Below are 21375 nucleotides of genomic sequence, written 5' to 3'. Positions count from 1 at the left end.
TGCGCGGCGGGTCGTCAGGCCAGCCCTTGTGGCCAGACTCCCGAGCCAGGCGGTCGAGCCAGGCCTCGTGGCCGGACTTCCGAGCCAGGCCTCGTGGCCGGACTTCCGAGCCAGGCGGTCGAGCCAGGCCTCGTGGCCGGACCCTCAGGCCAGGCGGTGCGCCGGGGACTGGGTCTTCGTCGCGTCGGTCTCGGGCAGGGCGCCGAGCACCTCGTCGATGCGAGCCTTCACGTCGGCGTCGAGGGTGACCCCGGCGGCCTTGACGTTCTCGGTGACCTGCTCGGGGCGGGAGGCGCCGATGATCGCGCCGGCCACGTTGTCGTTGCTGAGCACCCAGGCGATCGCGAGCTGCGCTGGGGTCAGCCCCAGCCCCTCCGCGATCGGCAGCAGACCCTGCACGGCGGTGAGCACCTCGTCGTTCAGGAAGCGCTTGATCATGTCGGCGCCGCCCTTCTCGTCGCGGGCGCGCGAGCCCTCGGGCGCCTCGGCCCCGGGCTTGTACTTGCCGGTGAGGATGCCCTGCGCGACCGGCGACCAGACGATCTGGGAGATCCCCAGCTCGCGCGAGGTCGGCACGACGCGCTCCTCGATGACCCGCCACAGCATCGAGTACTGCGGCTGGTTGGAGACGAGCTGGATGCCGAGCTCGCGGGCGAGCTGGTGGCCGGCGCGCAGCTGGTCCGCGTTCCACTCGGAGACGCCGATGTACAGGGCCTTGCCGGAGTGGACGACGTCGGCGAAGGCCTGCATCGTCTCCTCGAGCGGCGTCGCGTAGTCGTAGCGGTGGGCCTGGTAGAGGTCGACGTAGTCGGTGCCCAGGCGGCGCAGCGAGCCGTCGATCGACTCGCGGATGTGCTTGCGCGAGAGGCCGGTGTCGTTGTGCCCCTTCGGGCCGGTGGGGAAGTACACCTTGGTGAAGATCTCGAGCGACTCGCGGCGCTCGCCCTTCAGCGCCTCGCCGAGCACTACCTCCGCGGCGGTGTTGGCGTAGGTGTCGGCGGTGTCGAAGGTGGAGATGCCGGCGTCGAGCGCGGCGCGGACGCAGGCACGGGCGCGGTCGTCCTCGACCTGCGAGGCATGGGTGAGCCAGTTGCCGTAGATGATCTCGCTGATCTTGAGGCCGGAGCGGCCGAGGTGGCGATGTTCCATGTGCCCAACCCTATGTCCGCCGGCACGGGTCTATCCTGGTGGCCCGCGTCACATCGGCCGACGTCGGCCGTCGCACCCGCCGTCCGGGCCCCCGTGACGCAGAGGCCGATGATCGCCGCCGCGCACCCGGCCGGCCCCGCCGTCGGCCGCGCTGGAAGGAGAGCCCGATGACCGACACCTCCACCACTCCCGCACCGCAGCCCGGGCAGCCGCCGGCACCCCCGCTGCCGGAGCCGACCGAGGCCGACGACGTCCTGGAGATGGAGCCGACGGTCGAGGGCGAGGACTTCTCCCGCGTCGCCTTCACGTCCGCGGCGGTCGCACAGATCCAGCGGCTCATCGACCGCAACGGCCCGCTGATGTTCCACCAGTCCGGCGGCTGCTGCGACGGCTCCTCCCCCATGTGCTACCCCGAGGGCGACTTCATCACGGGCGACGCCGATGTGCGGATGGGCCACGTCGAGGTGCCCCTGCCGGGCGGCACCACCAGCCCGCTGGACTTCTGGATGAGCCGCGAGCAGTTCGCCTACTGGCGCCACACGCACCTGACGATCGACCTGGTCGACGGGCGCGGCGGCGGCTTCAGCCTCGAGACGCCCGACGGGAAGCGGTTCCTCACCCGCTCGCGGATGCTCGAGGACCGGGTGCCGGTCGAGATCCCGGGAACCGGTCCGCGATGACCCGCCGCCCGATCGAGGACCGCTCGGTCGGCCTCCCTGATGCCGAGCACGCGCCGAGCGGCTCGCTCGCGTCCGCGCCGTCCGGCGGCAGCCTGCCGCCGCCCAGCGAGCCGCCGATGACCCCGCCCGGGAAGCCGCCCACGGAGCCGCCGACCGCGCCTCCCACCGAGCCGCCGGGAGCGCCGCCCTCGGACCCGCCGGCCCCGATCCCCGGGCGACCGCCCGAGCCGTCGCCGGAGCCGCCGCCGGAGCCGCTCCCCCAGCCCGACCAGCCCCCACCGCCGGAGCCTCCGCCCGGGGCGCCGCCCACGACGCCGTACTGAACCGCCGGGGCGGCCACTGAGCCGCTCGGGACGGGGCGGCGCTCATCGTCGAAGGTCGGTCCGGAGCCGGCCCCCGTCGACGGTCTCCGCGCGACGCACGGAGAGCTCGCGCTGGGCGAGCAGGCGCAGGGTGAGCAGCACCGGCTCGAGCATCACGGTGCCGACGACCACGCGGCGCACGGCCTCGTCGGGGTCCCCGGGGACGGTGTCGACGTCCAGGCGTGCGACCTGCTCGAGCGCCTCGGCGTAGCCGTCCATCAGCTCGTCGTCGAGCTGGATCCCCGCCGCCTCACAGGCCGCCCAGACCCGTTCGAGCCGGGCGACCAGGAGGTCGTCCCCGTACGTGTGCCAGCCGCGTCGGGAGAGCCACTCGCGGGCCGGCGAGGTGCCGTCGACCGGCTCCGAGACCTCGGAGTCGTCAGCGCCCTGCGCATCCTCTGCACCCTGCGCCCCTTCGGAGCCGTCGGCACCCTGCGTGCCCTCGGAACCATCGGGGCCCTGCCCGGCGTCGGCCCCTTGCGCGGCGTCGACACCCTTCCCCGCCGACACGCTCGACACGATCGGCGCTGTCGCCACGGACGGCGCCGGCTCGTCGGCGAGCAGCGCGTGCTGCGCAGTGGCGAGCAGGTCGAGGCGGGCGGGCCCGGGCGCGTCGAGCACCTCGACGATGCGGCGCACCGCCGCGATGCCCAGCCCCCCGGCATCGGTCAGGGCGCGCACGAGGCGGATCCGCTCGACGTGCGACTCGTCGTACTCGGCGGTGGTGCGGGAGGTCTGCCGCCCCGGCGCGAGCAGGCCTTCGCGCAGGTAGAACTTGATCGTGCCGATCGGCACCTCGGTGCGGGCGGAGAGGGCGGAGATCCTCATCGGGCCCCTTCCGGGAGAGCGACGGCGGGCGGGACATCGGACGGAGAGCACGCCGACGTGACGGCCTCGATTCTCGCGCAGATCCGTCGCTGCGCGGGCCGGCAGGGTCGGGCGGGGCGCGCCGGGGCGGACGGGACGCAGCGGGCCGAACGCGGCGAGGACCGACGGGTCGGGCACTTCGAGGGACGAGAGGTCGGGTCGGACGGACGAGGACCGCCGCCCGAAACCCCTTGACTGGGAGTCGACCCGAGCACACTCTTAGAAAGTAGCACTTTCCAATTGAGACGAGGACCCCATGGACCACCCCGCCGCGCCCGCTGACCGCCCGGCCGCCGCCACCGACCGCCGGCCCCCGAACCTGACCCATGCCGCAGTCGACGACCTCGTCGTCTTCCACATCGGCATGACCATCCGCGCCCCGTGGCGGCCGGACCTGTGGGGCCCCGTCGCCGCCGCGATGCCGCGCATGCTCGCCGAGCTGCACCGCAACCGCGCCGCGGCCGCGCGCGGCGAGGCCGAGGACCTCGGCTTCCTCGGCGCGGACACCCTGATCGGCGCGAAGGGCCCCTGGGTGGTGCAGTACTGGCGCAGCACCGAGCACCTCTACACCTACGCGCGGATGTCGAGTGCCGAGCACCTGCCGGCCTGGAAGGCGTTCAACAAGGCGGCCCGGACGCATCCCGGCGCGGTCGGGATCTGGCACGAGACCTATGCCGTGCCCGCGGACGGGATCGAGACGTTCTACGGCAACGGGGCGCGGGTGGGACTCGCGAAGGCGGTCGGCTCCGCTCCTCTGGCCTCCCGGGGACGCACCGCCGCCCAGCGGCTCGGCACCCGCTGAGGCGCCGCGCCCCCGTCCTCGCGGGGGCTGGCCGTCGCGCAGCGACTCGGCACCTTCCAAGTCACCGCACCTCGAGCGCTCCGGTCCCGGCATCGCCCTCACCGCGGGGGCGGCTCCCGGAAAAGCATGGGGCGCTGGTCGCCACTGCGCCGTAGTGTCGGCCCTCCGAGCCGCGGCGCCGCCGCGGGGCACCGACCCGAGGGGGACCCATGCGAGAGCTCGTCTACTACGTCGCCGTGAGCCTGGACGGCTATATCGCCGGCCCCGACCACCAGTTCGACGCCTTCCTGATCGAGGGCGACCACATGGAGGGGATCAACGAGGAGTTCGCCGTCACGATCCCCACCGACATCGCCGCCCACCTCGGCATCGACCAGTCGGGCGGCCGCTTCGACACCGTGCTGATGGGTGCGAACACGCATGCCGTCGGCCTGCCGGACATGCCCAGCCCCTACCGCCACCTCCAGCAGATCGTGTTCACGCACCGTCCGCTCGAGCCCGCCGAGAACCTCCGCGTGACCGACGAGGACCCGGTCGCGGTGGTGCGGGAGCTGAAGCAGCAGGACGGCGGGGACATCTGGCTGTGCGGCGGCGGCCGGCTCGCGACCCAGCTGCACGGGGAGATCGACCGGCTCCTGCTCAAGCGCCAGCCGTTCCTGTTCGGCGACGGGATCCCCCTGTTCGCCCCCGGCGAGTACGCGCCCGAGCAGTTCGAGCACGTGCGCACCCGCACCTACGAGACCGGGGTGAGCTTCACGGAGTTCGCGCGACGGCGCTGAACCTCCCCCGCACCCGAGCGGATCAGCTCGCGCGCGGGTCCACCAGACCGGTGCGGTAGGCGATCACCACCGCCTGGGTGCGGTCGCGGGCACCGAGCTTGGCCAACAGGTTCCCCACGTGCGTGCGGACCGTCTCGACGCCGAGGAAGAGCTCCGCGGCGATCTCGGCGTTGGTCTCCCCGCGGGCGAGATGCGCGAGGACCTCGGTCTCGCGCTCGGTCAGCGGCGGGCCGTCGTGCCGGGCGGTGCGGGCGCTGGGACGCAGCAGGTCCCGCACGGCGTCGGGGAACAGCAGGCTCGTGCCGTGGGCGATCGTGCGCACCGCCCGGACCATCTCCGGCCCGGTCGCGCGCTTGAGCAGGAACCCGGAGGCCCCGGCGAGGAGCGCGTCGTGCACATGCTGGTCATGCTCGAACGTGGTCACGACCAGCACCTTCGGCGGCTCCGGGAGGTGCAGCAGGAGCTCGGTCGCGCGGATCCCGTCGATCCCGGGCATGCGCACGTCCATGCACACCACGTGCGGCCGCGTCGCGCGGACGATGCGCAGCGCCTCGTCGCCGTCGGCCGCCTCGCCCACGATCTCGAGGTCGTCCTCGGCGCCGAGGATCAGCGACAGGCCCTGCCGGACCAGGGGCTCGTCGTCGACGACGACGAGGCGGACGGGGTCCGGGGCGTCGACGGGACGCGCGAGACCGGTGGGCTCGGCGGGCTCGTTCGCGGGGTCGGTCATCGCTCCTCCTCGCGCAGCAGGGGCAGGTCCAGGCGCGCGATCCAGTGCTCGCCGCGGGGTCCGGCCTCGAGGGTGCCGCCCAGCAGCGCGGCGCGCTCGCGCACGCCGACGAGACCGTGCCCTCCCGGGACGGCGGCGGGCTGCGCGGCGGAGTCCGCAGGCGGCGCGGCGGCGTCGTCGGCGGGCTCCGCGAGCGCATCGTCGAGGGGGCTGGTCACCTCGAGGTGCACGCGTCCGTCGTCGGCGCCGAGCACGAGGGTGACGGGTCCGGGCGCCGCATGGCGCTGGGCGTTGGTGAGCAGCTCGCCCAGGCCGCGCACCAGATGGCGGTGCTGGAGAGGAGCGAGATCGGCGGGGAGCTCGCCGCGTCGGTGCAGGTCCATCCCGGCGCGGCGGTGCCCGGCCAGGAGCCGCTCGAGCTCGTCCTCGGCAGCGGGTTCGTCACCGGGAGCAGCGGGCGCGTCCGTGGCGCGGCCGTCCGGCGCGGCGGGGTGCCGCGGCGTCCGTCGGCCGCTCTCCTCCTCGCGCAGCAGGGCGAGGACCGCATCGAGCTCCCCGGTCGCGTCGCGGGCGGTCTCCTCGATCGCCGCGAGCGCGGCCGCGGTCACCTCGGGATCCCTGTGCTGCACGGTGCGCGCCGCGGCGGCCTGCACGCTGACCACCGTGAGGGCATGCCCGATCCCGTCGTGCAGCTCGCGCGCGATCCGGGTGCGCTCCGCCTCGCGGGCGACGCGCTGCTCGGCCGCCTCGAGCCGGTCGGTCGCCGTCGGCCCCAGCAGGTGGGGAGCGAGACGGGAGAGGGCGGCGCCCAGCGGCCACCACGCGAGCGCCGAGGCCGCCCCGATCAGCAGGGCGAGCGCGGCCGCGCCGAGCCGCCCGACCGCACCCTCCGGCAGCGGCAGCCCGGAGCCGAAGGACCGGCCGGCCGCGAGCTCGACGAGGAACAGCGCGGCCGAGGGCACGAAGGTCGCCAGCAGCGTCGCGCAGAGCAGCCCGGAGCCCAGATGGAGCACGACCCACAGGGCGGTGCGGGCATGGTGACCGGCGCGGGGCCGGCGCGGTACGAGCAGCTCCCCGTCGGCGCCGAGCATGCCGCGGGCCCCGGTCACCTCGAGCTCCCGCACCCCGGGCACGAGGCCCAGCAGCGCCGCGAGCAGAACGCTCGCTCCCGCGATCGCGCCCACGGGGCCGGCTCCCCGGAGGGCGCCGACCGTGCCCGAGCCGGCCTCGGACCCCGGCTCCGCGCCGAGGCCGACGGCGACGGCCGCCACGACGACGACCAGCAGGACCACCGCCAGGCCGATGGCGGCTCCCGCCATCAGCCACGCGAGGCGGCGGCCCTGCCGTCGGAGGATCTCCATCCGCACATCGTCGTCGATCATGCGCGGCGGGCACCAGCGACTTCCGGCGCGGATCCGCGACGCTCCTGGTCACGACGGTGGCCGATGTATCCCCGGACGGCCAGGGCGAGCGCGGGGCCCCACAGCCAGCAGGGGAAGGTCACGGCGAACAGGAGGCGGTCGGCGGCGGTCATCATCTCCGCGCCGACCAGCATCGGCACGGCGGCGAAGGTGAACAGCGCGGCGACCGCACCGCCGGGCACCACGGCCACGGCGATCGGCACCTCCCGGCCCGCGACGACCGGCATCCAGCGAGGGAACCTCTCGCCCCACGGCAGGATCAGCCCGAGGGTGAGCACCACGGCGAGCCAGCTGCCGGAGGAGAGGACGAGGCCCCACAGCCGCGTGCTGAGCTCGAGCCCGTCGGGTGCCATCAGCGGCCAGGGTGTCAGCCAGGACAGCCGGATCAGCGCGTAGGGCAGCGGGCAGGCGGCGGCGACGAGCGTCAGGGGCACCCGGTGACGGGTCACCCGTGCTGCGAGGCGCGCGGCACTCCCGTCGCTGCGCAGGGCCGCGGCGGCGAGAGCGGCCCACAGGGCGCCGCCGGCGACGAGCAGCAGGGTCGTCGAGATCATCGGGATCTCGGCGACGAAGGCCGGCAGGAGATAGCCGGCGAGGTCCAGCAGCGCCTCGCCGAGGAACAGCGCTCCGGCCGCCAGCGCGATCACGACGATCCCGGCGACGGGCACGCGCAGGCGCGGGTATCGGCGGATCACCTGCACCACGAGCAGCCCGACGACGGCGGGCATCGCGAGCGCGAGCAGGTAACCGGCCGTGGACAGGGTGGACATGCTGCCCATCCCCACCCCGGCGACCAGCACCTGCGCGGCCGCGACGGTCAGCAGCGCTGGGCGCGGCAGCCTCCGGGAGAGGGCGGTCAGCGCCGCACCGACTCCGAGCAGGGAGACGGCGGCGAGCGTCGCGACGGCGCCCGTCGGGCCGAGGAGCAGCTCGAGGGGCGTGCGATCGGGTGGTCCGCCGAGCAGATCGGCGTCCGGGGCGAGCGCCCACGCCGCCCCGAGCAGGGCGATGAGCGCGCTGGCCAGGACGGCCGCGAGCAGCAGGGCGCGGGGCGCGGCGGCAGGTCGGTCGGTGTCGGTCAGGGACGGTGCGGGCGTGTTCGTGGTCATGCCCCGAGCCTTCTCGGAGGACGTGCTCCGCACCTCCCCCGCGCGGGGGAACCGGCCCCGTCGACGGGTGGGATCCGCCGGGCGGAGCCCGTCGGCCGGCGGACCTCTTCAGCCGACCGGAGCCCGCCTGTCCGGTGGACTTCTTCTGCCGACCAGTGCCCTCGCGACCTGGCACGGCCGGTCGGACGGTGCCGGCCGTCGGCTGCGAGCGGGCGCGCGACGCCGTGCCGGCTCAGTGGCCGAGGACGCTCCGGGCGGCGAACAGGCCGGCACCCGGCAGCATGACCGCCCGGCGGGCGATCTGCTGGAGGCGCAGCTGGAGCCGGGTCGCGGGCGCGAAGAAGGAGGCGCTGCGACGGCCCGCGCGCTGCACCCGCTCGGCCGTCGGCCGCCAGCGCCGTTCGTACTCGACCAGCCCCACCTCGACGTGCGGGCCGGCCGCGCGGAGGCTCCGGGCCAGCGCCTCGGCCCCCGCGATCGCGAGCGAGGTGCCCTGCCCGGCCAGGAGCGAGGGGGCGTGGGCGGCGTCCCCGGCGAGGGCCACGCGCCCGCGGCTCCAGCGGGGCGCGATCGCCTGGGCGGCGAGGTCGTCGTAGAAGGACTCCGGGGCGTTCTCGAGGGTCCGGTCGACCTGCGGGTGGAGGCCGGCGAAGTCGCGCTGGAGCCGTTCCCGATCGGGGACCGGCCGCTCGGTGCTCGCGACATCGGTGCGCTCGGCGAACATCGCCCCGACCCGGCCGTCGCCGGCTGCGTACGCCCAGCCCACCCGGCCGACGGTGTCGGTCATGAGCATCCGCTCCCCCAGCTCGCCTGCGAGCTCCGGATCCGGATAGAGGTAGCTCGCCACCCGATAGCCCATCGGCACGATCTCCCCGTGCCCGGGCGCGACCCTCTCCCGCACCGGGGAGCGCACGCCGTCGCAGGCCACGACGAGGTCGGAGGCGATGCTGGTGCCGTCGGCGAGCTCGACCAGCGCGCCGCGCGGGGAGCCCCCGCCCTGCAGCCCGATGTCGCGGACCGCGACCGCGCGGGCGCCGTAGCGCAGGTCGACGGAGCGCGGCAGCACGGCGAGGAGCCCGAGCTCGACCTCCGGGCGGAGGATGGAGAAGTAGCGGCCACCCAGGGCCGCGGCGAGCGGCCTGACGTCGATCCGGCCGGACTCGGCCCCGTCGGGCGTCCCGTAGCGCACGCCCTCGTAGACGTGACCGCGGGCGCGGAGCTCGTCGATGATCCCCATCCGCTCGGCGGCGACGAATCCGGGGCCGAAGAAGTCGATCATGTAGCCGCCGCCGCGGGGGCCCGGGGAGGCCTCGAGCACGGTGACGTCGTGGTCGGGGGCGAGCTGGTGGGCGAGGGCGAGGCCGGCGATGCCGCCTCCGATGACGGTGACGTCCATGCCCTCGACGCTACCCGCGACCGACGGAGCTGCCCAGGGGGTTTCCTTCAGCCTCTCGAGCCGCGAGGCGAGCGGGACGGGACGCGGCGGGAGGCGGCGGAGCGGGACGCGGCGGAGCGCCAACCGGTTCTGTGCCCGTGAGGACTCATGCGCGGGTCGGCATAAGTCCTCACGGGCGCAAAAGGTGCGGCCCGCCCGGCCCGGGCGGTCCGGGCGAGGCAGTGCGGGGCGGGGCGGCCGATGTGCCGAGTCCGCGCCCCCCCCCTGCCCGGGCTACTCGGCCTCGAACTCGGTCGCCGCGACGGCCGGGACGGGGCCGGTGGTGGTGCCCTCGAGCACGGCCTCGTCCTCGTCGGGGTCGACGCCGTCGGCGAACTGCGACCAGTACAGCCGGTGGTAGGCGCCGCCTGCGGCGAGGAGCGCGTCGTGCGAGCCCTGCTCGACGATGTCGCCGTGCTCCATCACCAGGATCACGTCCGCGTCGCGGATGGTGGAGAGCCGGTGCGCGATGACGAAGCTGGTGCGGTCGGTGCGCAGCGCCGCCATCGCCTCCTGCACGAGCACCTCGGTGCGGGTGTCCACGGAGCTGGTGGCCTCGTCGAGGATCAGCAGCGCGGGGTCCGCGAGGAAGGCGCGGGCGATCGTGATCAGCTGCCGCTCGCCGGCGGAGACGTTCGCGCCCTCGTCCTCGATGACGGTGTCGTAGCCGTCGGGGAGGGTGTGCACGAAGCGGTCCACGAAGGTGGCGGTCGCGGCGGCGACCACCTCCTCGTCGGTCGCATCCAGCCGGCCGTAGCGGATGTTCTCCCGGATCGTGCCGCCGAAGAGCACCGCGTCCTGGAGCACCATGCCCACGCGGGAGCGCACCGCGCCGCGGTCCAGGGCACGGATGTCCACGCCGTCGAGCCGGATCTCGCCGGCGTCGATCTCGTAGAACCGCATGATGAGGTTGACCAGGGTGGTCTTGCCCGCACCGGTGGGGCCGACGATCGCGATCGTCTGCCCCGGCTCCGCGGTCAGCGACAGGTCGCTGATCAGCGGCTTCTCCGGGGTGTAGGAGAAGGCGACGTGGTCGAACTCGATCCGGCCCCGGGTGGGGCCGGTGAGCTCCTGGCGCGGCACGATGCGCCCTGCGGGGGCCGACGAGCCGGCCTCGCCCTCGACGATGCCGGCACCGGTCGCCTCCGCCCGACCGCCCGGCGCCTCCGCGGAGGACGCGCCGCCGACGGGCCCGCGCGCGGTGATCTGCCCGTCGGGCTCCTGCTCCTCGGCGTCCAGCAGCTCGAAGATCCGCTCGGCGGAGGCGACGCCGGAGATGAGCATGTTCGCCATCCCCGCCACCTCGCCCAGCGGCGCGTTGAACTCACGGGAGTACTGGATGAACGCGGTGACCTGGCCGAGGCTCATCTGCCCGGCCGCGATCCGCAGACCGCCGACCACGGCGATGCCGACGTAGCCGAGGTAGGTCACCCACTGCATGATCGGCATGATCATGCCGGAATAGAACTGCGCCTTGTACGACGCCTCCCACAGCTCCTCGTTGCGCGTATCGAACTGCTCGCGCATCGAGTCCTGGCGGTCGAAGACGGTGACCAGGTCGTGGCCGGTGAAGGACTCCTCGACATGGCCGTTCAGCCGCCCGGTGCCCCGCCACTGGGCGGTGAAGAGCTTCTGCGACTTCGCGCCGATGATGCCGATGACCACGCCGGAGATCGGCAGGGCGATCAGGGCGATGAGCGCGAGCTGCCAGGACAGCCAGAACATCATCACGGTGATGCCGACGATGGTGAGGACCGCGTACACGAGCGAGGCGAAGGCCTGCTGCAGGGCGGTCTGGACGTTGTCGACGTCGTTGGTGGTGCGGGAGAGCAGGTCGCCGCGCTGGCGGGTGTCGAAGTAGCTCAGCGGCAGGCGGTTGACCTTCGCCTCGATCCGCTCGCGCAGGTCGTAGACGATGTCCATCACCACGTCGTTCAGCAGCCGGCCCTGCAGCCAGTCGAACAGCGCCGCGATCACGTACATCCCCAGCACGATCAGCAGCAGGCGGCCGAGCGCCCCGAACTCGACGCCGTCGCCGAGGAAGCCGTCGAAGATGACGTCCATGGCGTCGCCGAGGATCGAGGGCGCCCACACGGTGAGCACCGTCGAGACGATGCCGAAGGCGAGCACCACGGCGAGCCCCAGCTTGTGCTCGCGGAAGGTGCCGGCCAGCCGCAGCGCGGAGGGCCAGAACGCCTTCGCCTTGCGCGGCGCGCCCTCGCCCCACTCGCTGCTCATCGAGTCCTGCATCTCCAGGATCTCGGCCTCGGTGAGCTCGGCGGTCCCGGTGCCCTCGGCCTCGGAGGACTTCTTCGCGGAGGTCTTCTTCTTCGTGCTCATGCCATCTCCTCCGCGGTGATCTGGGAGTCGACGATCTCCCGGTAGGTCTCGGAGCTCTCCAGCAGCTCCTCGTGGGTGCCGCGGCCGACGATCCGACCCTCCTCGAGCACGAGGATCTGGTCGGCGGAGGTGATGGTGGAGATGCGCTGGGCGACGATGATCGTGGTCGCGCCGCGGGTGTGCTGGGCGAGGCCCTCGCGCACCCTCGCGTCCGTGGTGACGTCGAGCGCCGAGAACGAGTCGTCGAAGACGAACACGCGCGGGGCGGCGACGAGGGTGCGGGCGATGCACAGGCGCTGCCGCTGGCCGCCCGAGACGTTGGTGCCGCCCTGGGAGACGGTGGACTCGAGCCCGGTGGCGACGGCGTCGCCCTCGCCGGTGGTCCGCTCGCGCACGAAGCCGGCGCCCTGGGCGACCTCGAGCGCGTCCCAGAGCTGCTTCTCGTCGGCCGACGGATCGCCGAAGCGGAGGTTGTGCGCGATGGTGCCGGAGAACAGATAGGGCTTCTGCGGCACGAGGCCGACGGCGGCGGAGATGTCGGCGCGGGCGAGGTCGGTGACCGGCACCCCGTCCAGCAGCACCTGGCCGCTGGTCGCGTCGTGCAGTCGCGGGATGAGGCTGACCAGCGTGGTCTTGCCGGAACCGGTCGAGCCGATGATCGCGGTGGTGCGGCCGGCCTCGGCGGTGAACGAGACGCCGTCCAGCACCGGGGACTCGGCGCCCGGGTAGGAGAAGGTGACGTCGCGGAACTCGACGGTCGCTCCCCCGTCGGCCGCCGGCAGCGGGGTCGGGGCGGCGGGCTCGTGGAGGGTGGGGGCGGTCTCGAGGACCTCGCCGATGCGGCGGGCGGAGATGATCGCGCGCGGGAACATCATGAACATGAAGGTGCCCATCATGACCGCCATGAGGATCTGCAGCAGGTACTGCATGAAGGCGGTGAGCGCGCCGACCTCGACGAGCCCCGCGTCCACGCGGTGACCGCCGAACCAGAGCACGGCGGCGGTGGCGAGGTGGAGCACGATCGTGATCGCCGGGCCCATGATCACGAAGAGGCGTCCGATCCGCACCGAGGTGTCGGTGAGGGTCGCGTTCGCGTCGCGGAAGCGGCCGGTCTCGTGCTCCTCGCGCACGAAGGCGCGCACCACGCGGATCCCCATGATCTGCTCGCGCATGACGCCGTTGATGGAGTCGATGTTGTCCTGCATCCGCTGGAACAGCGGCATCAGCCGGGTGACGAGCAGGCCGACGATCACCATCAGCACCGGCACGGACACCCACACCAGCCAGGACAGCCCCGGGTCCTCCTGGATCGCCATGACGATCCCGCCGATGGACATGATCGGGACCATGACCATGAAGTTCAGGGTCATCAGCACGAGCATCTGCACCTGCTGGACGTCGTTGGTCGCGCGGGTGATGAGGGTCGGGGCGCCGTAGCGGCCCATCTCCTCGGTCGAGAAGCGGTCCACACGGGTGTAGACAGAGCGGCGGATGTCGCGGCCCATGCCCATCGCGACGCGGGCGCCGAACCAGACCGACGCGATCGCGGTGACGACCTGCGCCATCGCGACGATCAGCATGATCCCGCCGATGCGCCAGATGTAGTCGGTGTCGCCGGTGGCGACGCCGTTGTCGATGATGTCGGCGTTGAGGCTGGGCAGGTAGAGGGTCGCGAGCACGGTCGCGAGCTGGAGGACGGCCACGGCGGCCACGTGCGGCAGGTAGGGCCGCAGATGGCGCCGGATCAGGGTCCAGAGCATGAGGGGATCTCCCGGAGCAGGGTGGTGCGGCCCGGCCGACGGGGTGAGCGGCCGGGGTCTCGTCGGAGCGTAGGACGGGGCGAGGACAGATCCTGTCCTCGAAGGGGCCGACGGGGTCGTCGGCCGAGTGGTCGGCGGGGCGTGCGCCGGACCCGCCGGACCCCGAGGTGACGGGCGCTGCCGGAGCGGGACCGCTGGTCGCGGCAGGGGCTCAGGCGGACAGGGCCGGTCCGAGGAGCAATCCTCCCCCGGGAGCACCGCCCGGCGCACCCGACTTTCGGCGAGCAGCGCTGAGACGCGCGGCACGTCCCGTCCGTGCGTGCGACCGGCCACCGGGCCCGCCGGCCGGGCCTCAGCCCGTGACGAGCGCAGCGACGATCGGCAGCACGATCGTCATCACCAGGGCGTTCAGCACCATGGCGGCGCTGGACCAGCCGCCGGCGACGGTGGAGTCGGCGAGCACGCGCGAGGTGCCGATGCCGTGGGAGGTCAGGCCGATCGCGAAGCCGCGGGCACGGTCGTCCTCGACCCGGGCGAACCTCAGCAGCGCGGGGCCGACGGCGGCGCCGAGCACGCCGGAGACCATGGTGAGCACCACCGCGAGCGGCGCCGAGGCCTGGAGCATCTCGGCGATCGAGAGGCCCACGGGCGAGGTGACCGACCGGGGCAGCGCGGCGAGGAGCACGTCGTCCTCGGCGCCGAGGAGCATCATGGCGCCGACGGTGATGCCGATGCTGAGCACGCCGCCGACCACCAGCACCGCGGTCACGGCGGGCGCCGCCCCGACCAGGGCGCGGCCGTTGCGCAGCAGCGGCAGGGCTAGGGCCACGGTGGCGGGGCCCAGGAGCATCGTCAGCAGGGCCACCTGCTCGAGGTAGACCGCGTAGGGCAGACCGGTGAGCTGCAGGACGGTCGCGACGATCGCGGTGGTGACCAGCACCGGCGAGAGCACGCCGGGGCGGCCGGTGCGCTGGTGGAGCCAGAAGGCGAACAGATAGGCGCCGAGGGTCAGGACGAGCCCGAAGACGGGCAGGTCCACGAGGGTGCTCATGCCGGCGCCTCCCCGGGCCCGTCGGCCGCGCCGGAGCCGGCGCCGCCCCGTCGTCGGTCCCGGCGGCGCAGCAGCGCCTGCAGCAGCATCCCGGAGACGATCAGCGGCACCAGGAAGGAGCCGCCCACGCCGAGCGCAAGCGGAAGGGCGTTCTCGGCGAGGGTCTCCAGCTCCAGGACGATCCCGACGCTCGGCGGGACGAACAGCAGCTGCAGGTGGGCCAGCAGCGGGGTCGCCGCGGGCTCGGCGGCGCGGAGCACGCCGCGGGTGGGCCGGAGGATCCCCAGCAGCGCCAGCAGCACGATCCCGAGCACCACGCCGGGCACGGGCAGGTCGAGCAGCGCCGTCGCGGCCAGGCCCGCCATCTGCGCGAGCAGCAGGACCACGAGGCCGAGCAGCACGGGAGGCAGGAGGGCGGCGCGTGACATCCGGCAAGGGTAGCCCGCACCGGGGCGCCTGCCCCGATGTGGTTCGTGCCGCACGAGCGGTGGATCACGCACGTCTTGCCGCGCGCGGGCGGGCTGTTACAGCGTGGATGGCTCATTTCGGCGCATCGGTCGCGTCTCGCGGGGACGGTGCGCGATCGAGACCGCCCGCTGAGGCTCGCCCGGTCGCTCCCCTCGACCCCTCGGAGGTGACCGGGTTGCCCAGCCCGCTCGACAGCACCCTCAGCCGACGCACCGCGCTCCGCGGCTTCGGCGCCCTCGGCCTCACCGCGGCCGGACTGCTCGCGTCCACGCAGGCCCATGCCTCCGGCGACCTCGTGGTCGTCGACCAGATCGGCACCGGACCGTGGGACACGGAGAACTGCGGCCCCACCTCGACGGTCATCGCCATGGTCGCCGCGGGCCGGGAGGTGCGGCACTTCGTCTCGGGCGAGAAGGGCACGACGGTGGGCGGCAACCGCAGGGCGGTCATCGAGATGCGGGCCCGCTGCGGCCTGTCCCCGTGGGGCGAGCCCGAGAAGAAGTCCGTCGACTACACGGGCGCCTATCTCGGCGACCTCGAGAACGGCCTGCGGGACGCGGGGGCCCGCGCCACCCGCGCCCGGTTCGAGGAGGGGCTGGAGGCCGCCGCGCGCGGAAAGGTCGTGATCCTGCACGTCCATCACGGCCGGCTGCTCGGCGAGGAGGAGGCCGACTACGGCCACTTCGTCGTCGCCCAGGGCGAGGACGAGAACGGGAACCTGCGGGTCTCCGATCCGGGCCGTGCCCAGGAGATCGGCATCACCACCTACTCCCCAGACCGGCTGCGCCACGCGCGCCAGGGCCTCGCCACGGTCGTCAGCTGACTCCCGGCCGGGCCGGCCCCTCGCCATACTGGCGGGATGACCCTTCGGTTCCCGCTGCGCGGCCCGCGCCTGGACCTGCGCCCGTTCACGGTCGACGACGCCGCGGCCGCGCATCGCGTCTACGGCGATCCCGAGGTGATGCGCTTCGTCGGCGACGGCGAGCCCGCCTCCCCGGAGCAGTCCGCGCAGATGCTCGCCGACTACGCCGCCCACCAGGCCCGGCACGGCTTCGCGTTCTGGGCCGTGATCGAGCGTGCGAGCGGCGAGCTGATCGGCGATGCGGGTCTGGAGGTCACCGACCAGGGCATCGAGCTCGGCTACACGCTGGCCCGGGGCCGGTGGGGCCACGGTCTCGCGACCGAGGCGGGGCGGCTGTGCGTGGAGGCGGCCGACGGGCCGCTCGCGCTGCGCCGTCTCGTCGGCCTCGCGGACCTCGCGAACCCGGCCTCAGCCACGGTGCTCGCCCGGCTCGGCTTCACGGACGACGGGATCGTCGACGCCTACGGCCGGCCGCACCGGCGCTTCGTCCGGGAGCGCTGAGGCGGGGTCGGTCAGCCCGCCGGGGTGGTGATGCGCTCGTGCGTCCAGGCGCCGCCCTCGCGCCGGTAGCCGACGCGCACGTGCTTGCGGTCCAGCCGCGACTGGGTGAACTCGTACCAGGCCGGCTGCAGGGCGTAGACCTGCCAGTCCGGGTTCGGGGAGCCGTCGTAGGAGGGGCGCGAGGCCCAGTCGGCCTGCGAGGTCGCCTCGTCCAGCGCGACGACCTCGCCGCCCACCTGGACCTGCCTGCCGCTCTCGCGCCAGAAGAAGGTCATCGCGGCGCGAGGGTCGGCGCCGAGCTGCTCGCCCTTGCGGGAGGTGCGGTGGGTGGAGACGTGCAGGCCGCGCTCGTCGAGGTCCTTGAGGATGAGGGTGCGGCCGACGGGCGCGCCGCCGTCGAGGGTCTGGAAGGTCATGGCGTGCGGCTGGCGGGCGCCGCTCGCGATCGCGCCCTCGAGCCAGTCGAGGAAGAGCTCGGCCGGGTCCTCGGGGGCGGAGTCCGGGTCGAGGCCGGGCATGTCCTCGGGGAAGGACGGCAGGGCGCGGAGGCGGTCGGCGAGTTCGCTCATGCCTGCCATCCTCGCGCCGACGGCCCCGCCGCTCAACCCGGTGCCCGGGCAGGGACGCCTCGCCCCCGCCGACCGGTCGCGCGAAGCGCTGGCTGAGGCAGATGCACCCAGGCACACCCCGGCTCAGGTTTTGCTGCCCACAGGACCGATGCAACGCGCGACATAGGTCCTGGGCGCAGCAGAAACTGTCGGTCCGACGGCCCCGCCGCTCACCCCAGGCCCCGGCACACCATCGAGACGTAGCTTTGGTGCTCTCTCCGGGCATATAGAGCACCAAAGCAACGTCTCGATGGGCAAGGTGTGGGGACGGCGGGCCATCCAGGGCCGAGGGGGTCGACGGGGCCGCCGGAGGGGGATCAGCCGAGGAAGATGCCGTTGCCCGGGCCGAGCGGCAGGTCCGCGAAGAAGAAGACCGCGAGGATCACGGTCCACACGAACCAGAACGGGACCACGAAGGGCAGCATGCGCGCCATCAGCGAGCCGAGGCCCGCGCCGGGCTCGTACTTCCGCAGCATGCCCAGCAGCACGATCATGTACGGGTTCATCGGCGTGATGACCTGGGTGGCGGAGTCGCCCACGCGGAACGCGGCCTGGGTGAAGGCGGGCTCGTAGCCGATCAGCGCGAACATCGGCACGAACACGGCGGCCATGATCGCCCACATGCCGGAGCCGGAGATGATGAACAGGTTCAGGCAGCTGGCCAGCAGCATGAAGCCGAGCACCGCCGGGAAGCCGGTCAGGCCGATGCCCTCGAGGGCGGCCGCGCCGGTCACGGCGATCCAGGTGCCGATCCCGGACCAGTTGAACAGGGCGATGAAGTTGCCCAGGATGAAGGCGAGCACCACGAAGGGCAACATCTCCTTGAGCGACTCGGTCATCATCGCGACCGCATCCTTGGTGCTGCGCAGGGTGCCGACCACGATGCCGTAGGTCAGGCCCAGCACGATGAAGTAGGCGACGACCAGGAACACGATGGAGTCCAGCAGCGGGGACTTCGGCAGGAAGCCGCCGTCCTCGTTCCGCCACGGCGAGGCGGGGGCCAGCGTCGCCGTCAGCACGATCGCGGTGAGCACCGCCGCGGCGATCACGGCGGCGATCAGGCCCTTGTTCTCCGCCGGGGTGAGCTCGGCACGCATCTGATCGGCGCTCTCGCCGCTGGTGGCGACCTCGCCCTCCTCGGTGATCTCGTCGCGGCCGATGCCCTGGCGGTTCAGGCGCGGCTCGAGGATCCGGTCGATGATGAAGCCGGCGACGAAGCCGAGCACCAGCGACGAGGCGATGTTGAAGAACCAGTTCGAGACCGGGTTCACGGCGGTGAACTCGAAGTCCGGCAGCGCATCCATCACGGAGGTGGTGATCCCCGCGAACAGGGCGTCCAGCGAGGTGGGGAAGATGTTGGTGGAGTAGCCGGCGCCGGCGGCGGCGAAGCCGCCCAGTAGGCCCGCGACGGGGTGTCGCCCGGCGGCCTTGAACACCAGCGCGGCCAGCGGCGGGACCACCACGAAGGCGGAGTCGGCCATGATCGAGGAGACCACGCCCACGAAGCCCACCACGTAGGGGAGCATCCACGAGGGCGAGGAGCCGAACAGCTTGCGGATCGCGGCGGCGAGCAGCCCGGAGTGCTGGGAGATGCCGATCGCGAGCAGGATCGGCAGCACCGTCACCAGCGGCGGGAAGCCGATGTAGTTCTCGCCGAGGGTGGTGGTCAGCCAGGTCAGGCCCTCACCGGTGAACAGGCCCTTGATGACGGTGGCCTCGTCCGAGCCGGGCACCGTCACCTCCACGTCCGCCCAGGCCATGGCCGTGGAGACCACGCCGGTGATCGCGAACAGGATGAGGAACAGCATGAAGGGCTCGGGCAGCTTGTTGCCCGCCCTCTCGACGCCGTTGAGGATCTTGTCGGTCAGTCCGGTCTTGGCCGGGGGCGCGGGGGTGGCGCTCATGAGGACTCCCAGGTGGTGCGGTTCGAGGTCGGGGCCGGAGGAGGGGGTGCGCGACGGGACGGTCCGGGACGGGGGCGGAGGTCGGGCGGGCGGCGCCGACGGCCGGCTCGTCCCTCGGCCGCCGACGGCGGTCGGGGAACGGTGTCAGTCGAAGAAGGAGGGCACGTCGATCGCGCCCCCGGCCTGCGCGAACTCCTCGGCGACGGCGGCGGCGAGCGCCGGGTCGTGCAGGACGTCGAGCAGGGTGGCGGCGAGGCCGTAGGCCCCGTCGGTCGCGGCGGCGCGGGCGTCGGCCGAGGTGGACTCGGCCGCGAACTCGCGGGTGTGCAGGGCGACGTCGGCCGGGGCGATGCGGATCAGCGGATGCATGCCGGGCAGGCGGTAGCTGACGTTGCCGAAGTCGGTGGAGGCGGCGAGGGTCGTGGAGACCACGCCCAGCGGCAGCGGGTCGCGGCCACGGCGGCGCTGCGCCTCGACCCAGCGGCCGGTCAGCGCGTCGTTGGTGCGCACCGGCAGGGAGGGCGGGTGGTGGTCCCAGGTGACGGTCACGCCGACGCCGGCCATCAGAGCCGCACCGTGGGCGACGTCCTCGACCCGGCGCGAGAGGTCCTTGAGGGTCTCGGGGCGCTGAGAGCGCACGTACAGGTCGAGCCTCGCGCGGTCGGGGACGACGCTGGCCCGCTCGCCGCCCTCGCGGATCACGGCGTGGATGCGGTCGCTGGGCGGGGTCTGCTGACGCATCAGGCCGATGCCCTGGTACATCAGGCTCGCCGCATCCAGGGCGTTGCGGCCCATGAACGGCTGCGCGGAGGCGTGGGCGGTGTGGCCGTGGAACTCGACGGTGAGGGTGCGCCGGCCCAGCCACACCTGGTCGGCCAGGTCGTAGCCCGGGTAGCCGTGGGCCATGACCGCGGCGTCGAGCCCGTCGAAGGCGCCCTGGCGGGCCATGTACTCCTTGCCGGTGTGTCCCTCCTCGGCGGGGGTGCCGAGGTAGACGACGGTGCCGGGCACGGCCGAGGGGTCCCTCTTCGCGAGCTCCGCGAGCCCCAGGAAGGCGCCCAGTCCCATCACTGCGATGACGTTGTGGCCGCAGCCGTGACCGATGCCGGGCAGGGCGTCGTACTCGGAGAGCACCGCGACGGTCGGCGCGTCGGCCGATCCGGCGCCCTCGCCGCGGATCTCGGCGCGGATCGCGGTGTCCAGGCCGTGCACGCCGAGCTGCGCCTCGATGCCGTGGTCCTCGAGGGTCTTCACGATCGCGGCGGCGGAGCGGTGCTCCTCGAAGGCGACCTCGGGATGCTCGGCGAGGTCGATCATCAGGTCGACGAGCTCGGGGCCGGCCTTGTCGACCTCCTCCTCGAGCCGGGAGCGCAGCTCCTCCGCCGCGCCCTCGTGGTCGGAGCCGGGGTGGGACTGCGTGCGCAGCGCCGCCTCCCGCTCCTCGTCGAGCTGGGCCATGTATGCGGTGGACGGCTCGGTCGGGGTGGACCCGAGCCGCACGGGGGACGGTTCAGACATGGGCCCGAGCGTAACGGTCGGGGCCCCTCTCCTCGTGCGCGCCTGCCGCCGGTTGCGGGGTCGTGACATGCAGGGCGGGTGGGCCTCGTCGCACCGGGACAGGCGCGCTCCCCCATCGCCGACGGCTCAGGCGTAGCGTATCGATCCCGCCCCGCGCCGCCCTCGTGAGAAGAGGCCCTTGACATGTCACAGCTCAGCGAACTGCTCTCCCCGTCCACGATCCTCCTGGACGCCGATGCCGCCGACTGGCGCGAGGCGATACGCCGCTCCGGCGAGCTGCTGGTCTCCACCGGCGCCACCGACCCCGCCTACACAGAGGCGATGATCCGCATCGTCGAGGAGCACGGCCCCTACATCGTCGTCGCCCCGGGATTCGCGCTCGCCCATTCCCGGCCCGACGAGTCGGTGCATCGCACGGGGATGTCGTTCGTGCGCCTGGCGGAGCCGATCGCCTTCGGCAACGCGGCCAACGACCCCGTCACGCTGGTCATGGCGCTGGCTGCGGCGGACAGCTCCGCGCACCGCGAGGCGCTCGCGGCCCTCGCCGGGGTGCTCGCCGACCCGGCCCGCCGTTCCCTGCTCGACGCGGCGCGGACGCGAGAGGACGTGCTCGCAGCTCTCGGGGCCGACGGCGCTGGTCCGGGCGAGAGGTCGGCAGAGGACTCCCGGTCCGGGGCCGGGACCGACACCGGCTCCGGCACGGGCGCCATGGTCGATGCCGACGCCGTCCCCTCGAAGAAGCTCCTGCTCACGGTGTGCGGGAACGGGCTGGGCACGAGCCTGTTCCTGAAGAACACGGCCGAGCAGGTGCTGGACCGCTGGGGCTGGTCCTCGCACCTGGACGTGCAGGCCACCGACACGATCTCTGCGAAGGGCCGCGCCAAGGACTCCGACGCGATCCTCACCTCCGGTGCGATCGCGGACACCCTCGGCGAGGTCGGCGTGCGCGTCGAGGTGATCGAGAACTTCACCTCGCAGGCGGAGATCGACGCGGCCCTGCGCCGTATCTACGCCGTCTGACGCATCCGC

The 21375-nt window shown here is 73.5% G+C and carries 19 protein-coding genes; 6 read left to right on the top strand and 13 right to left on the bottom strand.

Translation table 11 applies throughout. The annotated features are described in order from the left end of the window. Positions 1 to 144: 144 nt before the first annotated feature. A complete protein-coding gene (locus tag DS079_RS09265) occupies positions 145 to 1149 on the bottom strand; it encodes an aldo/keto reductase family protein (protein ID WP_126986815.1) in 1005 nt (334 codons plus the stop codon). Positions 1150 to 1316: 167 nt separating this feature from the next. Here DS079_RS09265 and DS079_RS09260 point away from each other — a divergent pair, with 167 nt between their 5' ends. Further along, positions 1317 to 1829 carry a DUF779 domain-containing protein gene (locus DS079_RS09260; RefSeq protein WP_126986813.1) on the top strand — a complete coding sequence of 171 codons (513 nt, stop codon included), beginning with the start codon at positions 1317 to 1319 and terminating at the stop codon, positions 1827 to 1829. A gap of 365 nt (positions 1830 to 2194) precedes the next feature. Here DS079_RS09260 and DS079_RS17240 read toward each other — a convergent pair whose 3' ends face one another. Beyond that, positions 2195 to 3019, bottom strand: a complete 825-nt coding sequence (locus DS079_RS17240) for a MerR family transcriptional regulator (protein WP_206516156.1) — start codon at positions 3017 to 3019, stop codon at positions 2195 to 2197. A gap of 295 nt (positions 3020 to 3314) precedes the next feature. Here DS079_RS17240 and DS079_RS09250 point away from each other — a divergent pair, with 295 nt between their 5' ends. Both DS079_RS09250 and DS079_RS09245 read left to right on the top strand, forming a co-directional pair. Then, entirely contained in the window at positions 3315 to 3860 is a 546-nt protein-coding gene (locus tag DS079_RS09250) for a DUF4188 domain-containing protein (protein WP_126986811.1), read from the top strand. 209 nt (positions 3861 to 4069) lie between these two features. Further along, positions 4070 to 4639 (top strand): dihydrofolate reductase family protein, encoded by a 570-nt coding sequence (locus DS079_RS09245; RefSeq protein ID WP_126986809.1) that lies wholly within the window; start codon positions 4070 to 4072, stop codon positions 4637 to 4639. Positions 4640 to 4661: 22 nt separating this feature from the next. Here DS079_RS09245 and DS079_RS09240 read toward each other — a convergent pair whose 3' ends face one another. The 8 genes from DS079_RS09240 to DS079_RS09205 all read right to left on the bottom strand — a co-directional run bounded on the left by DS079_RS09240 (position 4662) and on the right by DS079_RS09205 (position 14913). Next, the gene (locus tag DS079_RS09240) at positions 4662 to 5369 is read right to left on the bottom strand and encodes a response regulator transcription factor (protein ID WP_126986807.1); all 708 of its coding nucleotides are present in this window, start codon (positions 5367 to 5369) and stop codon (positions 4662 to 4664) included. Further along, the gene (locus DS079_RS09235; protein ID WP_126986805.1) at positions 5366 to 6751 is read right to left on the bottom strand and encodes a sensor histidine kinase; all 1386 of its coding nucleotides are present in this window, start codon (positions 6749 to 6751) and stop codon (positions 5366 to 5368) included. Before DS079_RS09235 ends, DS079_RS09240 begins: the two co-directional genes overlap by 4 nt. After that, positions 6748 to 7899, bottom strand: coding sequence for a hypothetical protein (locus DS079_RS09230; protein WP_126986803.1), 1152 nt, complete (start codon positions 7897 to 7899; stop codon positions 6748 to 6750). The genes DS079_RS09235 and DS079_RS09230 overlap by 4 nt, the downstream gene beginning before the upstream one ends. 232 nt (positions 7900 to 8131) lie before the next feature. Further along, positions 8132 to 9295: an FAD-dependent oxidoreductase gene (locus DS079_RS09225; RefSeq protein WP_126986801.1), complete on the bottom strand. Its 1164-nt coding sequence runs from the start codon at positions 9293 to 9295 to the stop codon at positions 8132 to 8134. Between the two features lie 273 nt (positions 9296 to 9568). Then, positions 9569 to 11674 (bottom strand): ABC transporter ATP-binding protein, encoded by a 2106-nt coding sequence (locus DS079_RS09220; RefSeq protein ID WP_126986799.1) that lies wholly within the window; start codon positions 11672 to 11674, stop codon positions 9569 to 9571. Then, on the bottom strand, positions 11671 to 13434 hold the full coding sequence (locus DS079_RS09215; RefSeq protein ID WP_126986798.1) for an ABC transporter ATP-binding protein: 1764 nt from the start codon (positions 13432 to 13434) through the stop codon (positions 11671 to 11673). Before DS079_RS09215 ends, DS079_RS09220 begins: the two co-directional genes overlap by 4 nt. A gap of 352 nt (positions 13435 to 13786) precedes the next feature. Further along, a complete protein-coding gene (locus DS079_RS09210; RefSeq protein WP_126986796.1) occupies positions 13787 to 14485 on the bottom strand; it encodes an LrgB family protein in 699 nt (232 codons plus the stop codon). Then, positions 14482 to 14913: a CidA/LrgA family protein gene (locus DS079_RS09205; protein WP_126986794.1), complete on the bottom strand. Its 432-nt coding sequence runs from the start codon at positions 14911 to 14913 to the stop codon at positions 14482 to 14484. Before DS079_RS09205 ends, DS079_RS09210 begins: the two co-directional genes overlap by 4 nt. 215 nt (positions 14914 to 15128) lie before the next feature. On the opposite strand from DS079_RS09205, the gene DS079_RS09200 reads away from it, so the two are divergent. Both DS079_RS09200 and DS079_RS09195 read left to right on the top strand, forming a co-directional pair. After that, positions 15129 to 15776, top strand: a complete 648-nt coding sequence (locus tag DS079_RS09200) for a cysteine peptidase family C39 domain-containing protein (protein ID WP_126986792.1) — start codon at positions 15129 to 15131, stop codon at positions 15774 to 15776. 36 nt (positions 15777 to 15812) lie between these two features. After that, positions 15813 to 16316, top strand: coding sequence for a GNAT family N-acetyltransferase (locus tag DS079_RS09195; protein ID WP_126986790.1), 504 nt, complete (start codon positions 15813 to 15815; stop codon positions 16314 to 16316). A gap of 11 nt (positions 16317 to 16327) precedes the next feature. Here the strand turns inward: DS079_RS09195 and DS079_RS09190 are convergent, their stop codons facing one another. The 3 genes from DS079_RS09190 to DS079_RS09180 form a co-directional block, all read right to left on the bottom strand. After that, a complete protein-coding gene (locus DS079_RS09190; RefSeq protein ID WP_126986788.1) occupies positions 16328 to 16885 on the bottom strand; it encodes a pyridoxine/pyridoxamine 5'-phosphate oxidase in 558 nt (185 codons plus the stop codon). A gap of 356 nt (positions 16886 to 17241) precedes the next feature. Further along, complete coding sequence (locus DS079_RS09185) at positions 17242 to 18828, bottom strand: AbgT family transporter (RefSeq protein ID WP_126986786.1); 1587 nt, start codon at positions 18826 to 18828, stop codon at positions 17242 to 17244. Positions 18829 to 18972: 144 nt separating this feature from the next. Continuing rightward, positions 18973 to 20346: a M20 family metallopeptidase gene (locus DS079_RS09180; protein ID WP_126986784.1), complete on the bottom strand. Its 1374-nt coding sequence runs from the start codon at positions 20344 to 20346 to the stop codon at positions 18973 to 18975. 183 nt (positions 20347 to 20529) lie between these two features. On the opposite strand from DS079_RS09180, the gene DS079_RS09175 reads away from it, so the two are divergent. Continuing rightward, positions 20530 to 21366: a PTS sugar transporter subunit IIA gene (locus tag DS079_RS09175; protein ID WP_126986782.1), complete on the top strand. Its 837-nt coding sequence runs from the start codon at positions 20530 to 20532 to the stop codon at positions 21364 to 21366. Positions 21367 to 21375: the final 9 nt, after the last annotated feature.

It is taken from the genome of Brachybacterium paraconglomeratum (genome assembly GCF_003994255.1).
GTDB classification, from domain to species: Bacteria; Actinomycetota; Actinomycetes; order Actinomycetales; family Dermabacteraceae; genus Brachybacterium; species Brachybacterium conglomeratum.
This window is presented reverse-complemented; position numbering and strand designations above follow the sequence as displayed.

Coding starts and splice junctions, on each gene's coding strand:
- DS079_RS09240 (WP_126986807.1), bottom strand. CDS start 5,369: ATGACCGACCCCGCGAACGAGCCCGCCGAGCCCACCGGTCTCGCGCGT.
- DS079_RS09245 (WP_126986809.1), top strand. CDS start 4,070: ATGCGAGAGCTCGTCTACTACGTCGCCGTGAGCCTGGACGGCTATATC.
- DS079_RS09185 (WP_126986786.1), bottom strand. CDS start 18,828: ATGAGCGCCACCCCCGCGCCCCCGGCCAAGACCGGACTGACCGACAAG.
- DS079_RS09230 (WP_126986803.1), bottom strand. CDS start 7,899: ATGACCACGAACACGCCCGCACCGTCCCTGACCGACACCGACCGACCT.
- DS079_RS09220 (WP_126986799.1), bottom strand. CDS start 11,674: ATGAGCACGAAGAAGAAGACCTCCGCGAAGAAGTCCTCCGAGGCCGAG.
- DS079_RS09265 (WP_126986815.1), bottom strand. CDS start 1,149: ATGGAACATCGCCACCTCGGCCGCTCCGGCCTCAAGATCAGCGAGATC.
- DS079_RS09250 (WP_126986811.1), top strand. CDS start 3,315: ATGGACCACCCCGCCGCGCCCGCTGACCGCCCGGCCGCCGCCACCGAC.
- DS079_RS09180 (WP_126986784.1), bottom strand. CDS start 20,346: ATGTCTGAACCGTCCCCCGTGCGGCTCGGGTCCACCCCGACCGAGCCG.
- DS079_RS09195 (WP_126986790.1), top strand. CDS start 15,813: ATGACCCTTCGGTTCCCGCTGCGCGGCCCGCGCCTGGACCTGCGCCCG.
- DS079_RS09205 (WP_126986794.1), bottom strand. CDS start 14,913: ATGTCACGCGCCGCCCTCCTGCCTCCCGTGCTGCTCGGCCTCGTGGTC.
- DS079_RS17240 (WP_206516156.1), bottom strand. CDS start 3,019: ATGAGGATCTCCGCCCTCTCCGCCCGCACCGAGGTGCCGATCGGCACG.
- DS079_RS09235 (WP_126986805.1), bottom strand. CDS start 6,751: ATGATCGACGACGATGTGCGGATGGAGATCCTCCGACGGCAGGGCCGC.
- DS079_RS09225 (WP_126986801.1), bottom strand. CDS start 9,295: ATGGACGTCACCGTCATCGGAGGCGGCATCGCCGGCCTCGCCCTCGCC.
- DS079_RS09215 (WP_126986798.1), bottom strand. CDS start 13,434: ATGCTCTGGACCCTGATCCGGCGCCATCTGCGGCCCTACCTGCCGCAC.
- DS079_RS09260 (WP_126986813.1), top strand. CDS start 1,317: ATGACCGACACCTCCACCACTCCCGCACCGCAGCCCGGGCAGCCGCCG.
- DS079_RS09175 (WP_126986782.1), top strand. CDS start 20,530: ATGTCACAGCTCAGCGAACTGCTCTCCCCGTCCACGATCCTCCTGGAC.
- DS079_RS09190 (WP_126986788.1), bottom strand. CDS start 16,885: ATGAGCGAACTCGCCGACCGCCTCCGCGCCCTGCCGTCCTTCCCCGAG.
- DS079_RS09210 (WP_126986796.1), bottom strand. CDS start 14,485: ATGAGCACCCTCGTGGACCTGCCCGTCTTCGGGCTCGTCCTGACCCTC.